The organism is Marinobacter sp. LQ44 (assembly GCF_001447155.2).
Lineage (GTDB): Bacteria > Pseudomonadota > Gammaproteobacteria > Pseudomonadales > Oleiphilaceae > Marinobacter.
Genome location: NZ_CP014754.1, coordinates 4,168,618 through 4,187,608 on the forward strand (window position 1 = coordinate 4,168,618; position 18,991 = coordinate 4,187,608).

Genomic DNA, 18,991 nt, shown 5'->3' on the forward strand with positions numbered 1-18,991 from the left:
AGGTAACTTCAGGCTGTCACCGGAACCTGGTCAATCAGTCTCTGGAGCACGGTGTCTGCGGTCATGCCTTCAGCCTCGGCTTCAAAGGTCAGCAAAATCCGGTGCCGAAGCACGTCAAAGGCCATGGTCCGAACATCGTCCGGTGTGACGTAATCCCTGCCGTCCAGCCAGGCCAGGGCGCGGGCGCAGCGGTCCAGCGCAATGGTGCCCCGGGGGCTGGCGCCGAAAGCCGTCCAGCGGGCCAGTTCCGGATCCAGGCTGGCGGCATCCCGGGTGGCCAGGATCAGGGCCAGCAAATACTGCTCCACCGGCTCTGCCATGTAGATGTCGGACACCGCCTGCCGGGCCTCCATAACCTGTTGCTCTGTAAGACGAATGTCTACCTGTGGTATTCCCTGACGGTAGTCGCTACGGGCAAGGTGCAGAATCTGACGCTCAGCATCGGCATCCGGGTAACCGATCACTACATGCATCAGGAAACGGTCGAGTTGGGCTTCGGGCAGGGGGTAAGTGCCTTCCTGCTCGATCGGGTTCTGGGTAGCCATCACCATGAACAGTTTGGGTAATGCGAAGGTTTGCATGCCAACACTGATCTGGCGCTCACCCATGGCTTCCAGCAGGGCGGATTGCACCTTGGCTGGCGCGCGGTTGATTTCATCGGCCAGCACCAGGTTGTGAAAGATGGGCCCGCGCTGGAATTCGAACAGGCCCGTCTCAGCCCGATAGATCTCGCTGCCTGTGACGTCGGAGGGCAGTAGATCCGGGGTGAACTGGATACGGTGGAAATCACCCTCAAGGTGGTCGGAGAGTGCTTTTACGGCGGTGGTTTTGGCCAGGCCGGGGGCGCCTTCCACCAGTAAATGGCCATCAGCCAGCAAGGCAATCAGCAGCCGGTCTACCAGTTTCTCCTGGCCGATGATGCGTTTTGCCAGTTGCGCACGGAGGTCACCAAACGTTTGCTGTAACGACATGAAATTCTTTGCTCTTGGTTCTTGATAGTCCAGCGGGCGCGGGACGAAATTCTGTGTAAGTAGTTGCCGCAGTTTTGGTGTCTGGCCGGCAAAAATCAAGGGCTTGACTATGCTTATGTGACGATACCCTGATTACGTTTATTTCACACAAACCAGAGGTTGGATATGAATGCGCTGACAATCGCCAGCAAGGATCAGTTTTTTGAACAGTTGGCCGATGCGTTCTCAGAGAAGATTGCGAAGACCGAGGCAAAAAAGATTGCGGAATTTGCCCGACAGCATTATGCGCATGTTCCTCTCGAGGAATTGGTGAGTCGCCGGTTTTCGGACACCTATGGTGCGATGCTTGCGGCGTGGCAGTTCATTCAGAAACGTGATGCCGAGGCGACACCTGTTTCAGTATTCAATCCGGATTTGGAAAGCGACGGATGGCAGTCCACTCATACCGTTATTTTCATCCTGCACCCTGACATTCCTTTCCTGATCGATTCGCTACGAATTGCTATTAATCAGCGTGAGATCGGTACGCACTCGATTCAGTACTCCATCCTGAACGTGCAGCGTGACAAGGACGGCAAACTCAAGAAGCTGCTATCCACCAAAAAGGCGACAGCCAGTGCAGCCTTTGAATCGTTTATTGTCCTGGAGATAGACCGGCACAGCGCGCCGGAAGATCTGCGTAACCTTGAAGACGCCCTGCAGAATGTGCTCCATGAAGTGCGGATTGCGGTGGAGGACTTTCCGGTAGTCAAAAACAAGGTGAGTGAGATCCTTTCCGAACTTGAGGCCACCACGGCTGGCATCAGTGACGAAGGAAAGCAGGAGGCAAAGGCCTTTCTGCAGTGGCTGGTGGAGGATCACTTCACGTTCCTGGGCTATGACGAGTACGACTTTGCCAAAGACAAACAGGGCATGGTGGTGCGCCGGGTGGAAAATTCGGAGCTGGGCATCCTGCGGGTCAATAATGAGCGTCCTGACAGGGTTCGCCTGAATGAGTTGCCCCAGCGAACCCGGCACGAGATGACCCGAACGGATGATATTTTCATCTTTGCCAAGTCGGCACAGCGTTCCCGGGTGCATCGCCCGGCGTACCCTGATTACATCGCGGTCAAGAAGTTCAACAGTAAGGGTGAAGTGGTTGGTGAACGCCGTTTCCTGGGCCTCTACACGGCCCGGGTATACAACGAGCGGCCCGATGAAATCCCCCTGCTGCGCCGCAAATTCCAGAGTGTCATGAAGCGCTCCGGCTTCCTGACCGATGACTACGCAGGCAAGGAACTGGAGCAGATTCTCACTCTGTACCCCCGTGACGAACTGTTCCAGATCGAAACCGATGAACTGTTGCGGGTGGCCAAGAATATCCTGTACATCCAGGAGCGCCGCCGGATCGAACTGTTCATGCGTGAGGACGTCTACGGCCAGTTCGTGACCTGCCTGGCGTTCTTCCCGCGTGATATCTACAACACCGAGCTGCGCTTGAAGGTTGAGCAAGTGCTGCTGGACCGGCTGGAAGCGGAAGACATCGAGTTCGTTACCCACTTCTCTGAATCGGTGCTGGCCCGGGTGCAATTCACCATCCGGGTACCGCAGGTTGAGAACCGGCAGCTGCCGCTGGCGGAAATCCGGGATAAGGTCATAGAGCTGGCGCAATCCTGGCGTGATGGCCTGTATGAAGCGCTTAGCGAAGCCTACGGAGAGGAACACGGTAACGAGATGTACCGGGTCTGGGCCGGCGGCTTCCCGGCGAGCTACACCGATATGTTCTCTCCCCGGAGGGCGGCCATTGATCTGGAGCACATTGTCGCCTCGGCCCGTCACGATGATCTGGCCATGAGTTTCTACCGGGCGCTGGAGGAAGACGAGAGCACCTTGCACTTCAAGCTGTTCTATCCGGATGAGCCGCTGCCCCTCTCGGATGTGATGCCGATTTTCGACAATCTCGGCTTCCGTGTCATTGGCGAACATCCCTTCGAGGTCATCGACCGTTCCGGCAAAACAGTTTGGATTCACGATTTCACCCTGCAGGCCCATTCCGGCAGCGTGGTCGACATTCATCGTATTCGCCCGATCTTCGAGGAATTGTTCCGCAGGGTATGGCACGGTGAGGCAGAGAACGACGCGTTCAACCGGATGATGCTGTCGTCCTACATGAGCTGGCGGGAAATCGCGCTGTTGCGGACTTACGCCCGCTATATGCGCCAGATCCGCTTTTCCAATAGCCAGACCTTTATCTCCAACACGCTGGTGAACCACGTCAATCTGACCCGGACACTGCTGGAGTTGTTTGAGATCCGTTTCAATCCGGACCGGTTCCAGAGCCGTGGCAAGTGCGAAGCGGCCCAGCAAAAGCTGGAGATTGAGTTCAATGCCGGCCTCGATGAAGTAGAGAATCTGAGTGAAGACCGGGTGCTGCGGCTGTTCATGGAACTGATGCAGGCCACGTTGCGCACCAATTATTACCAGCCGGATGCCGACGGTCAGCCGAAGCCTTACATCAGCGTGAAGTTTGACCCGACCCGGATACCGGACATGCCGTTGCCCATGCCCATGTTTGAGATCTTCGTGTACTCGCCGAGGGTTGAGGGTGTGCACTTGCGTGGTGGCAAAGTGGCCCGTGGTGGCCTGCGCTGGTCTGACCGTTTCGAGGACTATCGAACTGAGATCCTGGGCCTGGTCAAGGCTCAGCAGGTGAAAAATGCCGTGATTGTGCCGGTTGGCGCGAAGGGTGGTTTTGTGGCCAAGCGCCTGCCAGACCCTTCCGACCGGGAGGCGTTCCAGGCGGAGGGTATTGCTGCCTACAAAACCTTCATTCGCGGGCTGCTGGATATCACTGATAATCTGGTGGATTCGGCCATTGAGCCGCCGCAGCGGGTTATCCGTCACGATGACGATGATCATTATCTGGTGGTTGCTGCGGACAAAGGCACGGCGACCTTTTCTGACATTGCCAACGGATTGGCGGCCGAATATGGCTTCTGGATGGGCGATGCGTTCGCGTCCGGCGGCAGCAATGGCTATGACCACAAGAAAATGGGCATCACCGCCCGGGGCGCCTGGGTGTCGGTTGAGCGGCACTTCCGCGAAATGGGCATCAACCCGGCGGTAGACGAATTTTCTGCCATTGGTATTGGCGACATGGCCGGCGACGTTTTCGGTAATGGTTTGCTGTGCTCCGAGAAAACACGGCTGGTAGCGGCCTTCAACCACATTCACATTTTCATCGATCCCAACCCGGATGCTGAAAAGAGCTTCAAGGAGCGTAAGCGGCTGTTTGAGTTACCCCGTTCAGCCTGGACCGATTACGACGCCAAGCTGATTTCCAAAGGGGGTGGCGTATTCAGCCGGAGCGCCAAGTCCATTCCGGTCAGCCCGGAGATGAAAAAGCTGCTGGGAATCAAGGCAGACCGTGTGCCGCCCAACATGCTGATTAGCCACATTCTCAAAGCGGAAGTGGACCTGCTTTGGGTGGGTGGTATCGGTACCTATGTGAAATCCGCCTCGGAAAGCCACTCCGATGTGGGCGACAAAGCCAACGATGGCCTTCGGGTCAACGGCGGTGAGCTGCGCTGCAAGGTGGTAGGCGAGGGCGGTAACCTGGGCTTTACCCAGCTTGGGCGCATCGAATACGCCTTGAAAGGCGGCCGCCTGAACACCGATTTTATCGATAACTCGGGCGGTGTGGATTGCTCGGATCACGAAGTGAACATGAAGATCCTGCTCAACCGTGCGGTTGCTATGGGCGATCTCACCGGCAAGCAGCGCAATATCATGCTCGAAGAAATGACCGATGATGTTTCCGCATTGGTGCTCAAGAACAACTATCGCCAGACCCAGGCCATCAGCATTGCCAGTATCGATACGGCGCCACGCCTGGAAGAGTATCGCAGGCTGATGAATACCTTCGAAGGTCAGGGCAAGCTGAACCGGGATCTGGAGTTTCTGCCGGACGACGAAGCGTTGTCGGAACGGAAACTGGCCAAGAAAGGGCTGACCCGGCCTGAACTGTCGGTGCTGATTTCCTATGTCAAAGGCGACCTCAAGCAGACGTTAATAGACAGCGACCTACCGGATGACCCGCTGTTGGCCGGGGAAATGTACAAGGTGTTCCCGAAGGAACTCACCAAGCGGTTTTCCTCCGAGCTTGGCGAACACCAGTTGCGGCGGGAGATCATCGCGACGCAGATTGCCAACGACATGGTTAACCACATGGGTATCACCTTTGTCGAGCGCCTGAACCAGTCGACGGGCGCGGATTCGGCATCCATTGCCCTGGCCTGGATTATTGCCCGCGACGTCTTTCGCATCGACAACTGGTGGGACCGCATTGAAGCACTGGATTACCACGTGTCGGCCAGTTTGCAGATAGAACTGATGCAGGACCTGATGCGCCTGATGCGCCGGGCTGTGCGCTGGCTGCTGCGCAATCGCCGGGCCGAGCTCAATATCCAGAGCCATATGGAACGCTTTGCCGACAGTGTCTGGGCGATCACGTCCAGCCTGCCAGAATACCTGGGTGAACAGGCGTGTGCCGTCTGGGAAAAACGCCATTCGGACCTGGCCAGTGCGGGGTTGCCAAAAGATCTTGCCCAGGTGCTGGCCGGTACCGGGTATCTGTACTCGTCTCTGGGCATTATTGAAGCTCAGGAAGCAACAGGAATGCCACTCAAGACCGTGGCCAACCTCTACTACGACCTGGGTGAGCGACTTGATCTGAACTGGTTCGCCAACTCTATTGCGGTGCTGACACCGAACTCCCATTGGCAGGCGCTGGCCCGTGAGAGCTTCCGGGAAGATCTGGACTGGCAGCAACGGGCCCTGACGACGGGCGTCCTTAAACTCGCCAGAAAACCCGAGGATGTCATGGCCAGCGTGGAAGCCTGGCAGGTGAGGCATCAGCCCATGATTGATCGCTGGAAAGCCATGCTGGCTGAGCTGAAGAGTGCCCGGGAGCCCGAATACGCAATGTTTTCAGTAGCCTTGCGTGAGCTTCTGGACCTGGCCCAGAGCACCATGCACCAGTCGCCCGAAGACGCCAAGACCAACTGACTATTGCGTTATGCCGTTGATTCCCGTTCAATCCCGGGCGGGAATCAATGCTGGGAGACGTGTGAATGCCACACCTGCAACATTTACTGGAGAAAAACCGTGCCTGGGCAGACGGCATCAAAGCGGGCGATCCGAAGTTTTTCGAGCGCCTGAAGAACCAGCAGGCACCGGAATATCTCTGGATTGGGTGTGCAGACAGCCGGGTGCCGGCCAACCAGATTGTCGATCTTATGCCGGGGGAGTTGTTCGTGCACCGCAATGTGGCGAATGTGGTGGTGCATACGGATTTTAATTGTCTGTCGGTACTTCAGTTTGCGATTGACGTGCTGAAGGTCAAACACATCATGGTTGTTGGCCATTATGGCTGCGGAGGGGTGCGGGCAGCGCTGCTGAACGAGGGCTTTGGTCTGATTTCTAACTGGCTGCGCCATGTCCAGGATATTCGCGACCGCCATCAGTCTGTTCTGGATGCCTTGCCAACGGTTGAGGACCGGGTGGACCGCCTGTGCGAACTGAACGTGTTGGAACAAGTAGCCCACGTGTGCCAGAACAATATTCTCCTGGAGGCGTGGCGCCGTGGCCAACCCCTGACGGTACACGGGTTTGTCTACGATGTGGCCGATGGCCTGCTGCGTGACATGGGGCTGGCGATTACCGGTGAAGAGGAGCGTGAGAAGGTTCGTCAGAAAAACCTTCAGGCGCTGGTGGAACGACCGGTTCGGTCAGGTCGTCAAAAAACATGACAAAATAAATGTCAAAAAGTGTCAAAGAATCGTGACGAGCGTCACTTGTTGACCCTTGGCGTCATCACAGATGGTCACCCCTGTGTTTGGTACAGTAGGTACCGTAGTAATGAGGGAGGTGACCATGAAAGAACTGATGCAAAAGGCCCTGAGTGCAATCGAAGCTCGCAGAAACGCGGGCACGGCTATGAATAGCAATCGGCAGGACAGCAAGCGAAGCGAACCTCGCCCCCAGGAAGACTGGGGAATGTCACCGGAAGATGCACTGCGTGTTGGCACGGTTGCTCGATACAAGTAAGGCCTTCACCAGGTGCCCACTGGTGTTCTGATTTACCGTTCCGTTTCCCTTTTTGATAAAGCCCTGATGTGCCGCGATGGCAGACTCAGGGCTTTTTTCCGGTTAGCATAGCGCCTTTTACGATCTCCAACGGGCTTGCTATCCATGTCTGCACTGACCAATACCCACGACGTTCTTCTTCGTAACCGCGATCTGTTACAGGGGCGGCTTGCCTTACTGGGTGTTACCGAGCCTCTTGTACTGTCTCAATGCGGTGACAGTGGCCTGGCCATGAGTGAGCATGCGGGCGTATACAGCGCACTGGCACAGCGGTCTGGCTGGCAGGCCTGTTTTGGCTACGAAACTGATGGTCTGGCCGCCGCAGGTTACGACACGGTTGTGGTTTTTCTGCCCAAGGCCCGGGCGGAGCTGGCTTTGCGCCTGACAATGGCTCGGTTTCTGGGTTGTGAAGGCGCCAGGTTGGTGTTGATTGGCGAGAAGAAAGAAGGCATCGGTGGGGCGGTCAAACAGTTCAACGAAGTGGCTTCCGATACGGGCAAGGTGGACAGTGCCCGGCATTGTCAGGTCTGGGTCGGCACTAATAGTCAGCCCCTGTCGGTGTTTGATATTCGTGATTGGATCAGCTGGAGCCAGCTCGAGTGTGCAGGCGTTGAAATCGCCGTGGCTGGGCTGCCGGGGGTATTCAGTGAAGGGGAGCTGGATGCGGGCACGCGGATGCTGCTTGAAGCCTTGGCGGAGTCGCCCTTGAAGGCGGAGCGCGTGCTCGACTTTGCCTGTGGTGCGGGCGTGATCGGTAGCTGGTTGCAGGGCTTTGCCAAACGGCAGGGGCGCTCGCCGGTGACGGTTGACGGCGTCGACGTTCAAGCCCAGGCTGTGCTTTGTGCCGAAGCCACCTATGCCAGGGCCGGCTTGCATGGTCAGATCTACGCTGCCGACGGACTTTCGACCCTGGACGGGCGCTGGCAGGCAGTGGTGACCAACCCTCCCTTCCACAGCGGGGTCAAAACCGACACGTCCATGACCGAGCAGTTTCTCCGGGATGTGGCCGGTCACCTGGTGCCCGGAGGAGAGTTGCGACTGGTGGCAAACAGTTTCCTGCCCTATGAGGGTGAGATCCAGCGGCATATCGGGCCGGTAGATCGGTTGGCGCAGGACCGTCGCTTTACGGTTTATCGAGCCTTTCGCCGGGCCAGTGCCGGCATGCGCCCATAAAAAAAGCCCCTGGGGTAAGGGGCAAAAGTTTAATTCCGGAAAAGTGCCGATCGTCCGGGTGTGAAGTGCCGGACAACGTAACCGGAAAGGGTGTTCGGCGTGAACAACTCTAACTTAGGGTTATTTTCTAGAGTAAACAGCCTAAAACCGGTCATTTTCATCAAACCTGATACAGAGTGCCCAAAATGACAACCGCAACGTTAGAGTTCTCTGCTGGTCAGCGAGTGCTCTGCCGCCCCGGCGTGAGTGACCAGAACTTACGTGCCTGGGATGCAGCGGATGAGCTGCTTCTGGATGAAGCCATACGCCGAGTGCACGCGGGCAATCGTGTATTGGTGGTGGATGACCAGTTTGGCGCACTTACGCTCGGGTTGTCTGATCACGCACCGGTATCGGTAGCAGACAGCGCGGTTCTGGCGAGCGCATTGAGCGCTAACGCCCCTTTGAATCCGGCTATACACGCTTCGGAACAGCCAGTCAGTTGGCTGAATCCGCCGCAGGGGCCCTTTGACCTGATCGTCATGCGTGTCCCTCGCCAAAGCGAATACCTGGCGTGGCTGCTGCGCTGGGTGAATTCCGTACTGGCAGACAATGGCTGCCTGCTGGCGGGGGGCATGATCAAGCACCTTCCCGATCGCAGTGTTGACGTATTTGCCGAGGCGATGCCCACCGAAGCGGTTCTGCCAGCGCGCAAAAAGGCGCGTGTTGTGGTCTGTCGCCGGGGAGAGGCAAGCCTGGCGGGCTGGTCAGGGCTGTGGAAAGGTTATTCCGTTCCGGAACTTCCAGTCGCCGTGGAGGCCATGCCCGCGGTGTTTGCCCGGGACCGTCTGGACATTGGTACCCGTGAATTGCTGCCACTTGTAGCTCCTGCCGTTGCCCGGCTCCCAAGTGGTGCCCGGGTACTGGATTTGGCTTGCGGCAACGGTATTCTGGGGTTGGTGGCAATGGCCTGCCGCGACGATACCCGTGTGGAATTTGCCGATGTGTCCGCCCAGGCTGTGGCGAGTGTACGGCATAATCTGATGCGTTGCGGGTTTGAAGCAAGGGCCAGCGTCTGCCATTCCGACGGCGTCGACAGAGGCGCGGGAAACTATCAGCTGATTCTGCTCAACCCGCCGTTTCATGAGGGTGGGGTAGTCGGCGATCATATTGCCTTGAGGCTGTTCCGGGATGCTGCCCGGCACCTGGAACCCGAAGGCACCTTATTGATGGTGGGGAATCGCCACCTGGGGTATCACCGCTCCCTGAAACGCTATTTCAGCAGTGTGGTGCAGCGGGCGGCAAGCCCGCGTTTCGTCGTTTTTGAGGCCAGCCTGTGAGCCATCAGCCCTGGACTGTCGATGGCCGGTCGTAGCCGAGTCGGGCCAGGGTGTCTACGATGGTTTGGGTCTGGCTGTCTACCTCAATGTTCACCCTTTGCCCTTGTTCCGCGCTCCCGAACGTGGTGGCACGCAGGGTTTCCGGGATCAGGTGCACGTTAAACCGGTTCTCCTGAACCTCGCCGATGGTCAGGCTGGCGCCGTTGATGGCGATATAGCCTTTCGGGAACACGTACTTTTGCCACTCTGAGGGAATCTCGAACCACAACGTTACGTTATTCTCTGGCCGAACGATGTCCACCAGGGTAGCCGTGGTATGAATGTGGCCGCTGAGCAGGTGGCCGCCGATCTCATCGCCAATGCGAGCTGCCCGTTCAAAGTTTACTGTGTCTCCGGGGGATAGCTCCCCGAGTGTGGTCAGGCGCAGGGTTTCCTGCATGGCGTCAAAATAAAGGTGGGTTCCGTCCTGTCGAGTGACCGTCAGGCAGGTTCCGTTAATGGCAACCGACGCCCCGATGGTCACACCTTCAACCCGCGCCCCCGGAAAATCGATAACCAGAGTATTCAGGCCCGGTGATGCAATAATCTCGGTGACTTTGGCGATACCCTGAACAATACCGGTAAACATAGTGGTGCTCCTGAACCCTGATGTGATGGAGCAAGGATACCGGTGGCCGGTTCGGTTGCCAAGAAAGCCTGCTGAACAAGCGTCGGCAAACAGGACATTCAAGAAACAGTCGTATTGGCCGATACTTGCAAAAGGAACGAACCGATAAGGTGGCCTCATGGCTGAGCAAACAGCAAAGAACCTGACAGACGATGCCAACGCCCCGGGCGCGGTCCTGAGGCCAGGCCGTGCGGCTGATCCTGTACCTGACGCTGCGGGGGCGGCCTTGAATGCTGCTCAGCGTACCGCAGCTCTGCAAGCATCAGAGGCGGCGCGGGCGGAGTCGGATCGACCCCCGGAGCCCGCCGAGCAGGAGGGGGGTGATGAGCAGGAAAGCGAGGCAGGGCGCGAGTCACAGGGTGACATAGAGAAAGCGCTGGCGGAATCGAAGCAGCGCAAGCTAAGACTGATGCTGCGACAGTGTGATCGGGTGCTGCTGATGGATTTCGACCTGTTGTCCATGTCTGACTGGCCAACCAATTATCAAATGGCTGCCGCCCGCCGGAGTCGCGACCTGTGGGTGTTCAGTGCCCTGGTGGCCGCCACCATTTTTCTCTCCGGGCTCACCGGTTTCATCCCGGCTTGGATTGCCGGTGGTGGCTTTGGCGCCTTCGTTATCATCCTGTTGCTGGGAGTGCCGATCATTCGGCGGATCTACACTGAGAAGCCGTCCTATCTGGACCTTGTGGTTAAGCGGCAGCGCCTGCTGCGTGATGCCCGGAAGCACGTGGAGCATCTGGAAGGCAAGGAGGGGCTGGTTTGGCAATGCGCCAGGATGGCGGAGTATAACCCTGCACTGAAGCATCCCAGGTTCAGCGATATTATCCGCTTGAGCGAGCAGCGGGCTCTCGCCAGGCATCTTGTCCGCAGGGAGTACGTGCGCCTGTATCTGATTTACATGCTGGAAGCGGAAAAGACTTACAGCAGGGTTCAGCAGGCGTTTTTTGATGGTAATCAGGAGGCGATTGATAAAGGTTGGGAATCTGTTGCTGCGGTGCCGGCCGAGCGAACTTGACATGGCACGTCTTCAAACGTATGTTTCAAACAGACGTTTGCTAGAGGCACTGAAAACAACATGGCGCAGTCTGATACCGTTGACCGCATACTCGACGCTGCCGAGGAGCTGTTCGCCGAGCGGGGGTTCTCCGAAACATCACTCCGGATGATTACCAGTAAGGCTAAAGTAAATCTGGCCGCTGTCAATTATCACTTTGGGTCTAAAAACGCGTTGATCCACGCGGTTTTCGCCCGATTTCTGACGCCGTTTTCGGCAACCCTGGAAACCGCCTTCGACGACCTGGAAGAGCGGTGTGACGGCAATCCCCCCACGCTAAACCAGACCCTCTGGGCGCTTACTGAGAGTGCCATACGGATGCCCCAGCGCAATGAGCGTGGCATTTCCATCTTCATGCGCCTGTTGGGGCTGGCTTACACCCAGTCCCAGGGCCATCTGCGAAAGTTTCTGGAGCAGGAATACAGCCAACCGTTTGGCCGCTTCATGCGGCTGCTCAAGGAAGCGACACCGGAGCTCACTGCGGTTGATCGGTATTGGCGCATTCAATTTATGTTGGGGGCCACTGCGTTCACCATGTCCAGCAGTGATGCCTTGCGGGATATTCTGCAGAATAAACTAGGCGTTGAAACCTCCGTCCAGGAGATTGCGGCCAGGCTGGTGCCATTCCTGGCAGCCGGCATGCAAGCACCTGATAAGTTGCTGGCGCCGCCGCCTGAGAGCAAAGTCTCTGTTGCCTGAGGTTCCCCGCCTCGGGTAGGCTTCCCTCTGGTTTTTAACCGGAGGGAGCCGTGCCCCCTGTAAGCATACCATCCAGCCCGATCTCGCACATTGAGATTTCCATCACTGACCAGGCCCTGGTGCTGGTGGATTCGAGTGGGCAGGCGTTAGCCCGTTACCGGATATCCACTGCCCTGAATGGCCCCGGAGAGCGCAACGCCAGCGGTTGCACACCTCGCGGTGAACACTACGTACGGGCCATGATCGGCCATGGCCTGCCGCTGAATACTGTGTTTGTCGCGCGCAGGCCCACCGGTGAATGCTATTCACCGGAGTTGGCTTCGGCGCACCCAGACAGGGACTGGATCCTGTCCCGCATTATCTGGTTGTGCGGCCGTGAATGGGGACGTAATCGTGGGCCAGGGGTCGATACGTTTCGTCGCTTCATTTACATCCATGGCACTCCGGATACCGAGCCTATGGGCGTTGCCCGCTCCCACGGATGCATTCGCATGCGCAATCAGGACGTTGCGGACCTGTTTGACCGCGTTGCGCCGGGCACCCGGGTCTTGATTCTTTAATTACTGACATTCAGAGGGATACGATGATCGGAGAAGCATTAAGCATTTTGAACAGCTGGATAAAAGATTTCGGAATGCTTTCGGAAGGGTGGCGTGCCGGTATTCTGATCTTCATGCTGGTGTTTGCAACAGCCACCGCCGCATTTATTGCATCCCGCGTGATCGTGGCCCTGGAGAACAAATTCAGTGCGACCCGCAATCTCTGGGACGACGCCGTGCTCCATGCCGCCCGCAAGCCGGTTGTGGCGTTTATCTGGCTGCAGGGGGTCTATTGGGCAGCTGAGGTGGCCCATCACTTCTCCGATGCTGAAATCTTCAAGGCGAACGGCACGCTGTTGCAGATCGGATTTGTCTGGGTGTTGGTCTGGGCCATGCTCAGGCTGGTCAAAGAGGCAGAAAAGATTCTGATCTCGCCCATGAAAATGCGCAAACCGATGGACTACACCACGGTGAACGCAATCAGCAAACTGCTGAGGGCAGTGATCATCATCACCGCGGCTCTGACCGCGTTGCAGACCCTGGGCTTCAGCATCTCCGGCGTTCTTGCCTTTGGTGGTGTGGGTGGTATTGCTGTGGGTTTTGCGGCGAAAGACCTGCTGGCCAACTTCTTTGGTGGCTTTATCATCCATCTGGACCGCCCCTTTAAAGTGGGCGACTGGGTGCGCTCCCCGGACAGGAATATTGAGGGTACGGTGGAGCACATCGGCTGGCGCCTGACGACTATTCGCACGTTCGACAAACGCCCGCTTTACGTTCCCAATGCGGCCTTCACTACCATTGCGGTGGAGAATCCGTCCCGGATGACCAACCGCCGTATCTCGGAAACGATCGGCATTCGCTACGCAGACGTTCGCGCCATGAAGAAGATCGTGGATGAAATCCGCGACATGCTCAAGAACCATGAGGACATTGCGGCCGATGAGACGCTGATTGTGAATTTCCTGGCGTTTAATGCGTCCTCGCTCGACATTATGGTTTATACCTTTACCAAAACCACCCAATGGGTCAGGTTCCATGAGGTCAAAGAGGATGTTCTGCTGAAGATCAGTGGCATTATTGAAAGCCATGGCGCCGAAGTGGCCTTCCCGACCCGCACACTGCACCTTCCCGATGGCGTCAGAGTTAGTGGCAATGACAGCGAGGAGGCGTCAGCATCCGAGTCGGGAAATGAGGACCGTCGGGAGCAAGGCTCAGACAAACAGGTGGAGAGCAAGAATGACAGCAGTCGCTGATAGCAAGTCGGCTGGTATCATTGGTGGGACCGGGCTGACCAGCCTCAGTGATCTCACCCTTGTGGGCGAGGAAACCGTCTCTACCCGCTGGGGGCAGCCGTCGTCCGCCCTGGTTCATGGCGTGCTGGGGCAACAGAAGGTGATTTTTCTGTCCCGACACGGTAACCCGCACCGGATTCCGCCCCATCAGGTGAACTACCGGGCCAATATCCAGGCGCTCTATGATGCCGGCGTTCGAACCCTGGTGGGTGTCAACGCCGTTGGCGGTATTCACCCTGACATGGGGCCGGCCCATGTGGTTATTCCCGATCAACTGATTGACTACACCTGGGGGCGGCCGAGTACCTTCTTTGAAGGCGAACTGGAGCACGTCACCCACATTGATTTCACCTGGCCTTATGACCGGGAAGCCCGGGAGTTACTGGTTGCCACGGCACGGGAGGCGGCCGTCCCGTTCTCGGACTTTGGTGTGTATGGCGCCACCCAGGGGCCGCGGCTTGAAACGGCAGCAGAGATACGCCGAATGGAGCGTGATGGCTGCGATATCGTGGGTATGACCGGCATGCCTGAGGCGGTGCTGGCGGCGGAACTGGGGATGCGTTACGTGAGTCTGGGCCTGGTGGTGAACTGGGCGGCGGGCAAATCCGACCACATCATTACCATGGCCGAGATTGAAGAGGCCATTGAGCAGGGGATGTCCGGGGTGCGGTTGATCCTTGAGCGCTCAATGGCCGGTCTTGGTCAGCTTGAGGCGCTCACTCCACCCGCTTGAAGAACACCAGTACGCCGATCGTGGGGGAATCAATGAAGTGGATTTCCTCACTGCGCATGCGCCGGGTTTCCCTGATCCAGGTGACCAGTTGAAGCGGTGAAGCCGACGTGGTTGCCTCGGACGCGCCGAAGCTCGCACCGACTTCTGTGCCTGGCCATGGGTCTGATGCTTCCGAGGCGCCAGGCGACATGGCATCATCTGCAGCATTCGGTGTTACCTGAATAACGCGTGGCGTGCTCTCATTAATCATCCAGTGATTCAGATGAATGCCCACGTGCAGGAACCGTTGCCGGTCAATCGTGATGTGTCCTTCCACCGCCCGTTGGCCGGCGTCAGGCAGCCAGTCGCCCAACGCGACCTGAAGCGGTTCGCCGTCGTAGTCGGGCGGGAACGTCTGATACCAGCCGGTGGCTGCCAACACCCTGTAGTTACCGCTGTTTTGAAGGCGCCGTGCGGCCTGATTCAGGTGCAGCTCGCTCTGCGGCACCAGTTTCAGATCGGACAGGCGGCTGCCGTCGGCCTGATCCACCCAGAGGGCTTTGTCTGGCCGAATGGCAGTTTCAACCTGTTTGCCAGCCATCTTCTCGTCAATACCGGACGGGTCAACCAGCCGTTCCAGAATGATGAATTCGGCCCGGTAATAATCGCGGGGTGCATTGCCTGACTGGCTTTGGGCCATCAGGGCGGTGGAAGCGAGCATGAGGGCCGCCGCCATAAGGGCGCCAATCACTGAGTGCCGTAAACAGAAATGCTGGGCTTGCAAGAGTCTTACTCCACCTGAGTCATTGTTTGCTCACGACGCCTTGGCTGGCTTGTGGCCCGGCGTCAATTCCGTGAGCATGGCTGCAATGGCGTCGAGTTTACCACTGGTTGAGTCATCATTCAGCCGGAAGCGGAAGCTGTTGGCGCCTTCCAGTCGATAGGTGTCCGGTGCGGATTGCACTTTTTTAACCAGTACCAGAGGGTCTACTGGTGTGGTCGCGCCAAACTCCAGTCGCACCCACTCCTTGCCAGCGTCCACTTTTCCTATGCCCAGGGCTTCGGCTTTCAAACGCAGCCGGGTCTGGTTGATCAGATTTCTGGCCGGTTCCGGTAATAATCCGAAGCGGTCGATCATCTCAACCTGAAGTTCTTTTAATTCATCTTCGCTCTGGACGCTGGCAATGCGCTTGTACAGCATCAGGCGGTTGTGCACATCGGGCAGGTAGTCGTCGGGAATCAGGGCAGGGATACGCAGGTTCATTTCGGTACCGTGGCTCAAAGGCAGTTCCGCATTCGGGGTGCGGCCCTCGCGAATGGCTTTTACCGCTTCATCGAGCAGCTGCATGTACAGGGTGAAGCCAATGCTTTCAATTTGCCCGCTCTGTTCCTCCCCCAGCAGCTCACCGGCGCCCCGGATTTCCAGGTCGTGGGTGGCCAGCATGAAGCCGGCGCCCAGGTCCTGAGCTTCGGCGATGGCGTCCAGGCGTTTCTTGGCATCGTTGGAGATGCTTTTCGGTGGCGGCGTCAGCAGGTAGGCATAGGCCTGGTGGTGCGACCGGCCAACCCGGCCGCGCAATTGGTGCAACTGGGCCAGGCCAAACTTGTCGGCTCTCTCGATGATGATGGTGTTGGCGCTGGGAATGTCGATGCCGGTTTCCACGATGGTGGTACACACCAGCACGTTGAAGCGCTTGTGGTAAAAGTCCGACATGATCTGTTCCAGCTGCCGTTCGCGCATCTGGCCGTGAGCGACGCCCACCCGGGCCTCCGGAATCAGTCTGCGCAGATCCTCGGCCGTTTTTTCTATGGTCGACACGTCGTTGTGCAGAAAATACACCTGACCGCCACGCAGGACTTCCCGCAGGATGGCTTCTTTCACCATGGCCTCTTCGCGCTGGCGCACAAAGGTTTTGACCGACAACCGGCGGGCCGGCGGGGTGGCGATGATCGACAGGTCCCTGAGGTGGCCCATGGCCATGTTCAGGGTTCTCGGAATCGGCGTGGCGGTCAGCGTGAGCATATCCACCTCTGCCCGCAGGGATTTCAGTCGTTCTTTCTGCTGAACACCGAACCGATGCTCCTCATCAATAATGACCAGGCCCAAGTTCTTGAACTTCACATCGCCCTGCAGCAATTTGTGGGTGCCGATCACGATGTCCGCCTTGCCTTCCTCAATGGCTGTCATGGCCTTGCTGGTCTGGCTGCCACTGCGAAAACGGCTAAGCAGTTCCACGGTGACCGGGGTGTCGGAAAAACGATCCCGGAAGGATTCGTAATGCTGCTGGGCGAGCAGGGTGGTGGGCACCAGCACGGCCACCTGCTTGCCGGACCAGGTGGCCAGGAAGGCCGCTCGCATGGCTACCTCGGTTTTACCGAAGCCCACATCGCCGCACACCAGGCGGTCCATGGGGCGTTCGCCGGTCATGTCCTCGAACACCGCCTGAATGGCTACTTGCTGGTCCGGCGTTTCCTCAAACGGGAAGCCAGCGGCGAACGCCCGGTAGGCCTCTTTCGGGTCTTCAAACTGGAAGCCCTTTCGGGCTTCTCGGCGGGCGTACACGTCTAGCAGCTCGGCGGCGGTGTCGCGAATCTTCTCCAGAGCTTTCTGCTTGGCGGTGCTCCAGCGGTCGGTGCCCAGTTTGTGCAAGGGTGCGTGTTCTTCATCGGTACCGGCGTAACGGGAAATCAGGTGCAGGCTAGACACGGGAACATAGAGTTTCGAGCCACCGGCGTATTCCAGCGTCAGGAACTCATCGGCCTGGCCGCCGGCGCTGATGGTTTCCAGGCCTTTGTAACGGCCAACTCCGTGGTCAATATGCACCACCGGCGAGCCGATACGCAGTTCGGACAGGTCCCGGTAACCGTGGTCGTCCACTTCCGTAGGCTTTTCGCGCCGGCGCCGCTGCAGAACCCGTTCGCCGAACAGGGCGGTTTCAGTAATCAGGGCGAGGTTCTGCTCCGGTAGCACCATTCCCTGTTCCATCGGCGCAATGGTGATGGCCAGGGTAGCACTATCGCTCTCGCTAAAATCCTGCCAGCCGCTGACGGTGACAGGCTTTAGCTTGTGATCCCGCAGGTTCTCGATCAGGGCTTCGCGCCGACCGGAAGATTCGGCGCAAATCAGCACGCGGCCCGGGAATTCCTTGATAAAGCGTTTGAGTCGCCCAGCCGGGTCCGCGGCCCGGCCGTCCATGGCCACGTCAGGTAACGGTGTGGCGCCGCAATTGGCAGTCCCTGCGCCGTCCATGGCATTGGGGGTGCAGGTGATGCGCGGGTATCGCTTGATCTGGCCAAACACTTCGTCCTGTAGCAGGAAAAGCTCGGCGGGCGGCAGAATCGGTCGCAGCCGGTCGTGCCGGCGGTCCTCGTGCCTGGCGCGGGTTTCCGCATCGAAAGCCGTGACAGCGTCGTTCAGGCCGTCTGCGGTAAACACCAGTGTGGTGGCCGGCAGGTAATCGAACAGCGTGGCGGTCTGGTCAAAGAACAATGGCAGGTAATACTCGATGCCTGGCGGGGTAATACCGTTGCTGACGTCCTGATAGACCGGAGCGTCTTTGTCGGCATGGGGGAAATGCTCAAACCAACGATTGCGGAAGCCGGAGCGGGCCTCCTTGTGCCAGGGGAATTCATGTGCAGGCAGCAGTTCGATCTGGTCTATGCGATCGATGGAGCGCTGGGTTTCCGGATCAAAGGTCCGCAGGGTTTCGATCTCGTCATCAAACAGGTCAATCCGGTAGGGCAGGTTGGAGCCCATGGGGTAGATGTCCAGAATCGCCCCGCGCACGGCATATTCACCGTGCTCATACACATTTTCAGCGTGGTGATATCCCGCAGCCTCCAGTTGCATGCGCCAGCTGTCGATATCCAGACTCTGGCCTACTTTTAATAGCAGGGTGTTGCCTTGCAGGTAACTTGGCGGCGCCAGCCGATGCATCAGGGTGCGAGCCGGCACCACCAGAACACCGTGGCGTGTGGATGGCAATCGGTGCAGGGTGCGGATGCGCCGGGAAGTAATGTCCTGATGGGGTGAAAACAGGTCGTAGGGCAGGGTTTCCCAGTCCGGCAGCGACAACAGCTCAAGGCCGTCTGCGGTCACCGTAGCGCCGTCTTCTTCCGGTGGCAGGTTCAGGAAAAACCGGATGGCCTGCTCCAGGCGGATGGCCTCATCGGTGTTTCGGGTAACCACCAGCGTCAGTCCTTTGTGCAGCTTGGCGCTCTCGCAGATGGCCAGGGCGTCACTGCAACCGTGAAGCTGGCCCCATTTGCGGTGGTCGGCGCTTTTATCCGGCAGCGTCGGGGCAATCAACGGGGCGGGTGAGGCCGCACGGGCGGAACCTTGGGGCATGAGCTGTCAAATCTCCTGAGTTGGCGCGTCTGGAACCGAGCGGCGCTATTCTAGCGTTCGGGGGTTTCAGTGTCATGGCTGGTACCGACAA

14 protein-coding genes are annotated in these 18,991 nt (G+C 58.1%); 10 read left to right on the top strand and 4 right to left on the bottom strand.

Annotated features, from left to right (window positions below; all coding sequences use genetic code 11):
- Positions 1 to 8: 8 nt before the first annotated feature.
- Positions 9 to 971 (bottom strand): AAA family ATPase, encoded by a 963-nt coding sequence (locus ASQ50_RS19090; protein ID WP_058090128.1) that lies wholly within the window; start codon positions 969 to 971, stop codon positions 9 to 11.
- Between the two features lie 165 nt (positions 972 to 1,136).
- Between ASQ50_RS19090 and ASQ50_RS19095 the strand changes: the two genes are divergently transcribed.
- The 5 genes from ASQ50_RS19095 to ASQ50_RS19110 all read left to right on the top strand — a co-directional run bounded on the left by ASQ50_RS19095 (position 1,137) and on the right by ASQ50_RS19110 (position 9,589).
- Positions 1,137 to 6,017: an NAD-glutamate dehydrogenase gene (locus tag ASQ50_RS19095; RefSeq protein WP_058090127.1), complete on the top strand. Its 4,881-nt coding sequence runs from the start codon at positions 1,137 to 1,139 to the stop codon at positions 6,015 to 6,017.
- 65 nt (positions 6,018 to 6,082) lie between these two features.
- Positions 6,083 to 6,760 (top strand): carbonate dehydratase, encoded by a 678-nt coding sequence (gene can / locus ASQ50_RS19100; protein WP_058090126.1) that lies wholly within the window; start codon positions 6,083 to 6,085, stop codon positions 6,758 to 6,760.
- Between the two features lie 124 nt (positions 6,761 to 6,884).
- Positions 6,885 to 7,058 carry a hypothetical protein gene (locus tag ASQ50_RS21275; RefSeq protein ID WP_197492706.1) on the top strand — a complete coding sequence of 58 codons (174 nt, stop codon included), beginning with the start codon at positions 6,885 to 6,887 and terminating at the stop codon, positions 7,056 to 7,058.
- A gap of 144 nt (positions 7,059 to 7,202) precedes the next feature.
- Positions 7,203 to 8,270, top strand: a complete 1,068-nt coding sequence (locus tag ASQ50_RS19105; RefSeq protein WP_058090125.1) for a class I SAM-dependent methyltransferase — start codon at positions 7,203 to 7,205, stop codon at positions 8,268 to 8,270.
- Between the two features lie 185 nt (positions 8,271 to 8,455).
- Positions 8,456 to 9,589 carry a class I SAM-dependent methyltransferase gene (locus ASQ50_RS19110; RefSeq protein WP_058090124.1) on the top strand — a complete coding sequence of 378 codons (1,134 nt, stop codon included), beginning with the start codon at positions 8,456 to 8,458 and terminating at the stop codon, positions 9,587 to 9,589.
- A 4-nt stretch (positions 9,590 to 9,593) separates the two neighbouring features.
- On the opposite strand, the gene ASQ50_RS19115 is transcribed toward ASQ50_RS19110, so the two are convergent.
- Positions 9,594 to 10,217 carry a riboflavin synthase gene (locus ASQ50_RS19115; RefSeq protein WP_058090123.1) on the bottom strand — a complete coding sequence of 208 codons (624 nt, stop codon included), beginning with the start codon at positions 10,215 to 10,217 and terminating at the stop codon, positions 9,594 to 9,596.
- Positions 10,218 to 10,374: 157 nt separating this feature from the next.
- On the opposite strand from ASQ50_RS19115, the gene ASQ50_RS19120 reads away from it, so the two are divergent.
- The 5 genes from ASQ50_RS19120 (at position 10,375) to ASQ50_RS19140 (ending at position 14,573) form a co-directional block, all read left to right on the top strand.
- Positions 10,375 to 11,271 (top strand): hypothetical protein, encoded by an 897-nt coding sequence (locus tag ASQ50_RS19120; RefSeq protein WP_058090122.1) that lies wholly within the window; start codon positions 10,375 to 10,377, stop codon positions 11,269 to 11,271.
- A 60-nt stretch (positions 11,272 to 11,331) separates the two neighbouring features.
- Positions 11,332 to 12,009: a TetR/AcrR family transcriptional regulator gene (locus ASQ50_RS19125; RefSeq protein WP_058090121.1), complete on the top strand. Its 678-nt coding sequence runs from the start codon at positions 11,332 to 11,334 to the stop codon at positions 12,007 to 12,009.
- A gap of 65 nt (positions 12,010 to 12,074) precedes the next feature.
- Positions 12,075 to 12,569: a L,D-transpeptidase gene (locus ASQ50_RS19130; RefSeq protein ID WP_058090195.1), complete on the top strand. Its 495-nt coding sequence runs from the start codon at positions 12,075 to 12,077 to the stop codon at positions 12,567 to 12,569.
- Between the two features lie 23 nt (positions 12,570 to 12,592).
- Complete coding sequence (locus ASQ50_RS19135; protein WP_058090120.1) at positions 12,593 to 13,801, top strand: mechanosensitive ion channel family protein; 1,209 nt, start codon at positions 12,593 to 12,595, stop codon at positions 13,799 to 13,801.
- On the top strand, positions 13,785 to 14,573 hold the full coding sequence (locus ASQ50_RS19140) for an S-methyl-5'-thioinosine phosphorylase (protein ID WP_058090119.1): 789 nt from the start codon (positions 13,785 to 13,787) through the stop codon (positions 14,571 to 14,573). Before ASQ50_RS19135 ends, ASQ50_RS19140 begins: the two co-directional genes overlap by 17 nt.
- Here the strand turns inward: ASQ50_RS19140 and ASQ50_RS19145 are convergent.
- Both ASQ50_RS19145 and mfd read right to left on the bottom strand, forming a co-directional pair.
- Positions 14,557 to 15,273, bottom strand: coding sequence for a CsiV family protein (locus tag ASQ50_RS19145; protein ID WP_156510039.1), 717 nt, complete (start codon positions 15,271 to 15,273; stop codon positions 14,557 to 14,559). The two genes, ASQ50_RS19140 and ASQ50_RS19145, sit on opposite strands and share 17 nt — an antisense overlap.
- Before the next feature lie 93 nt (positions 15,274 to 15,366).
- A complete protein-coding gene (mfd, locus tag ASQ50_RS19150; RefSeq protein WP_058090117.1) occupies positions 15,367 to 18,900 on the bottom strand; it encodes a transcription-repair coupling factor in 3,534 nt (1,177 codons plus the stop codon).
- Positions 18,901 to 18,991 lie beyond the last annotated feature (91 nt).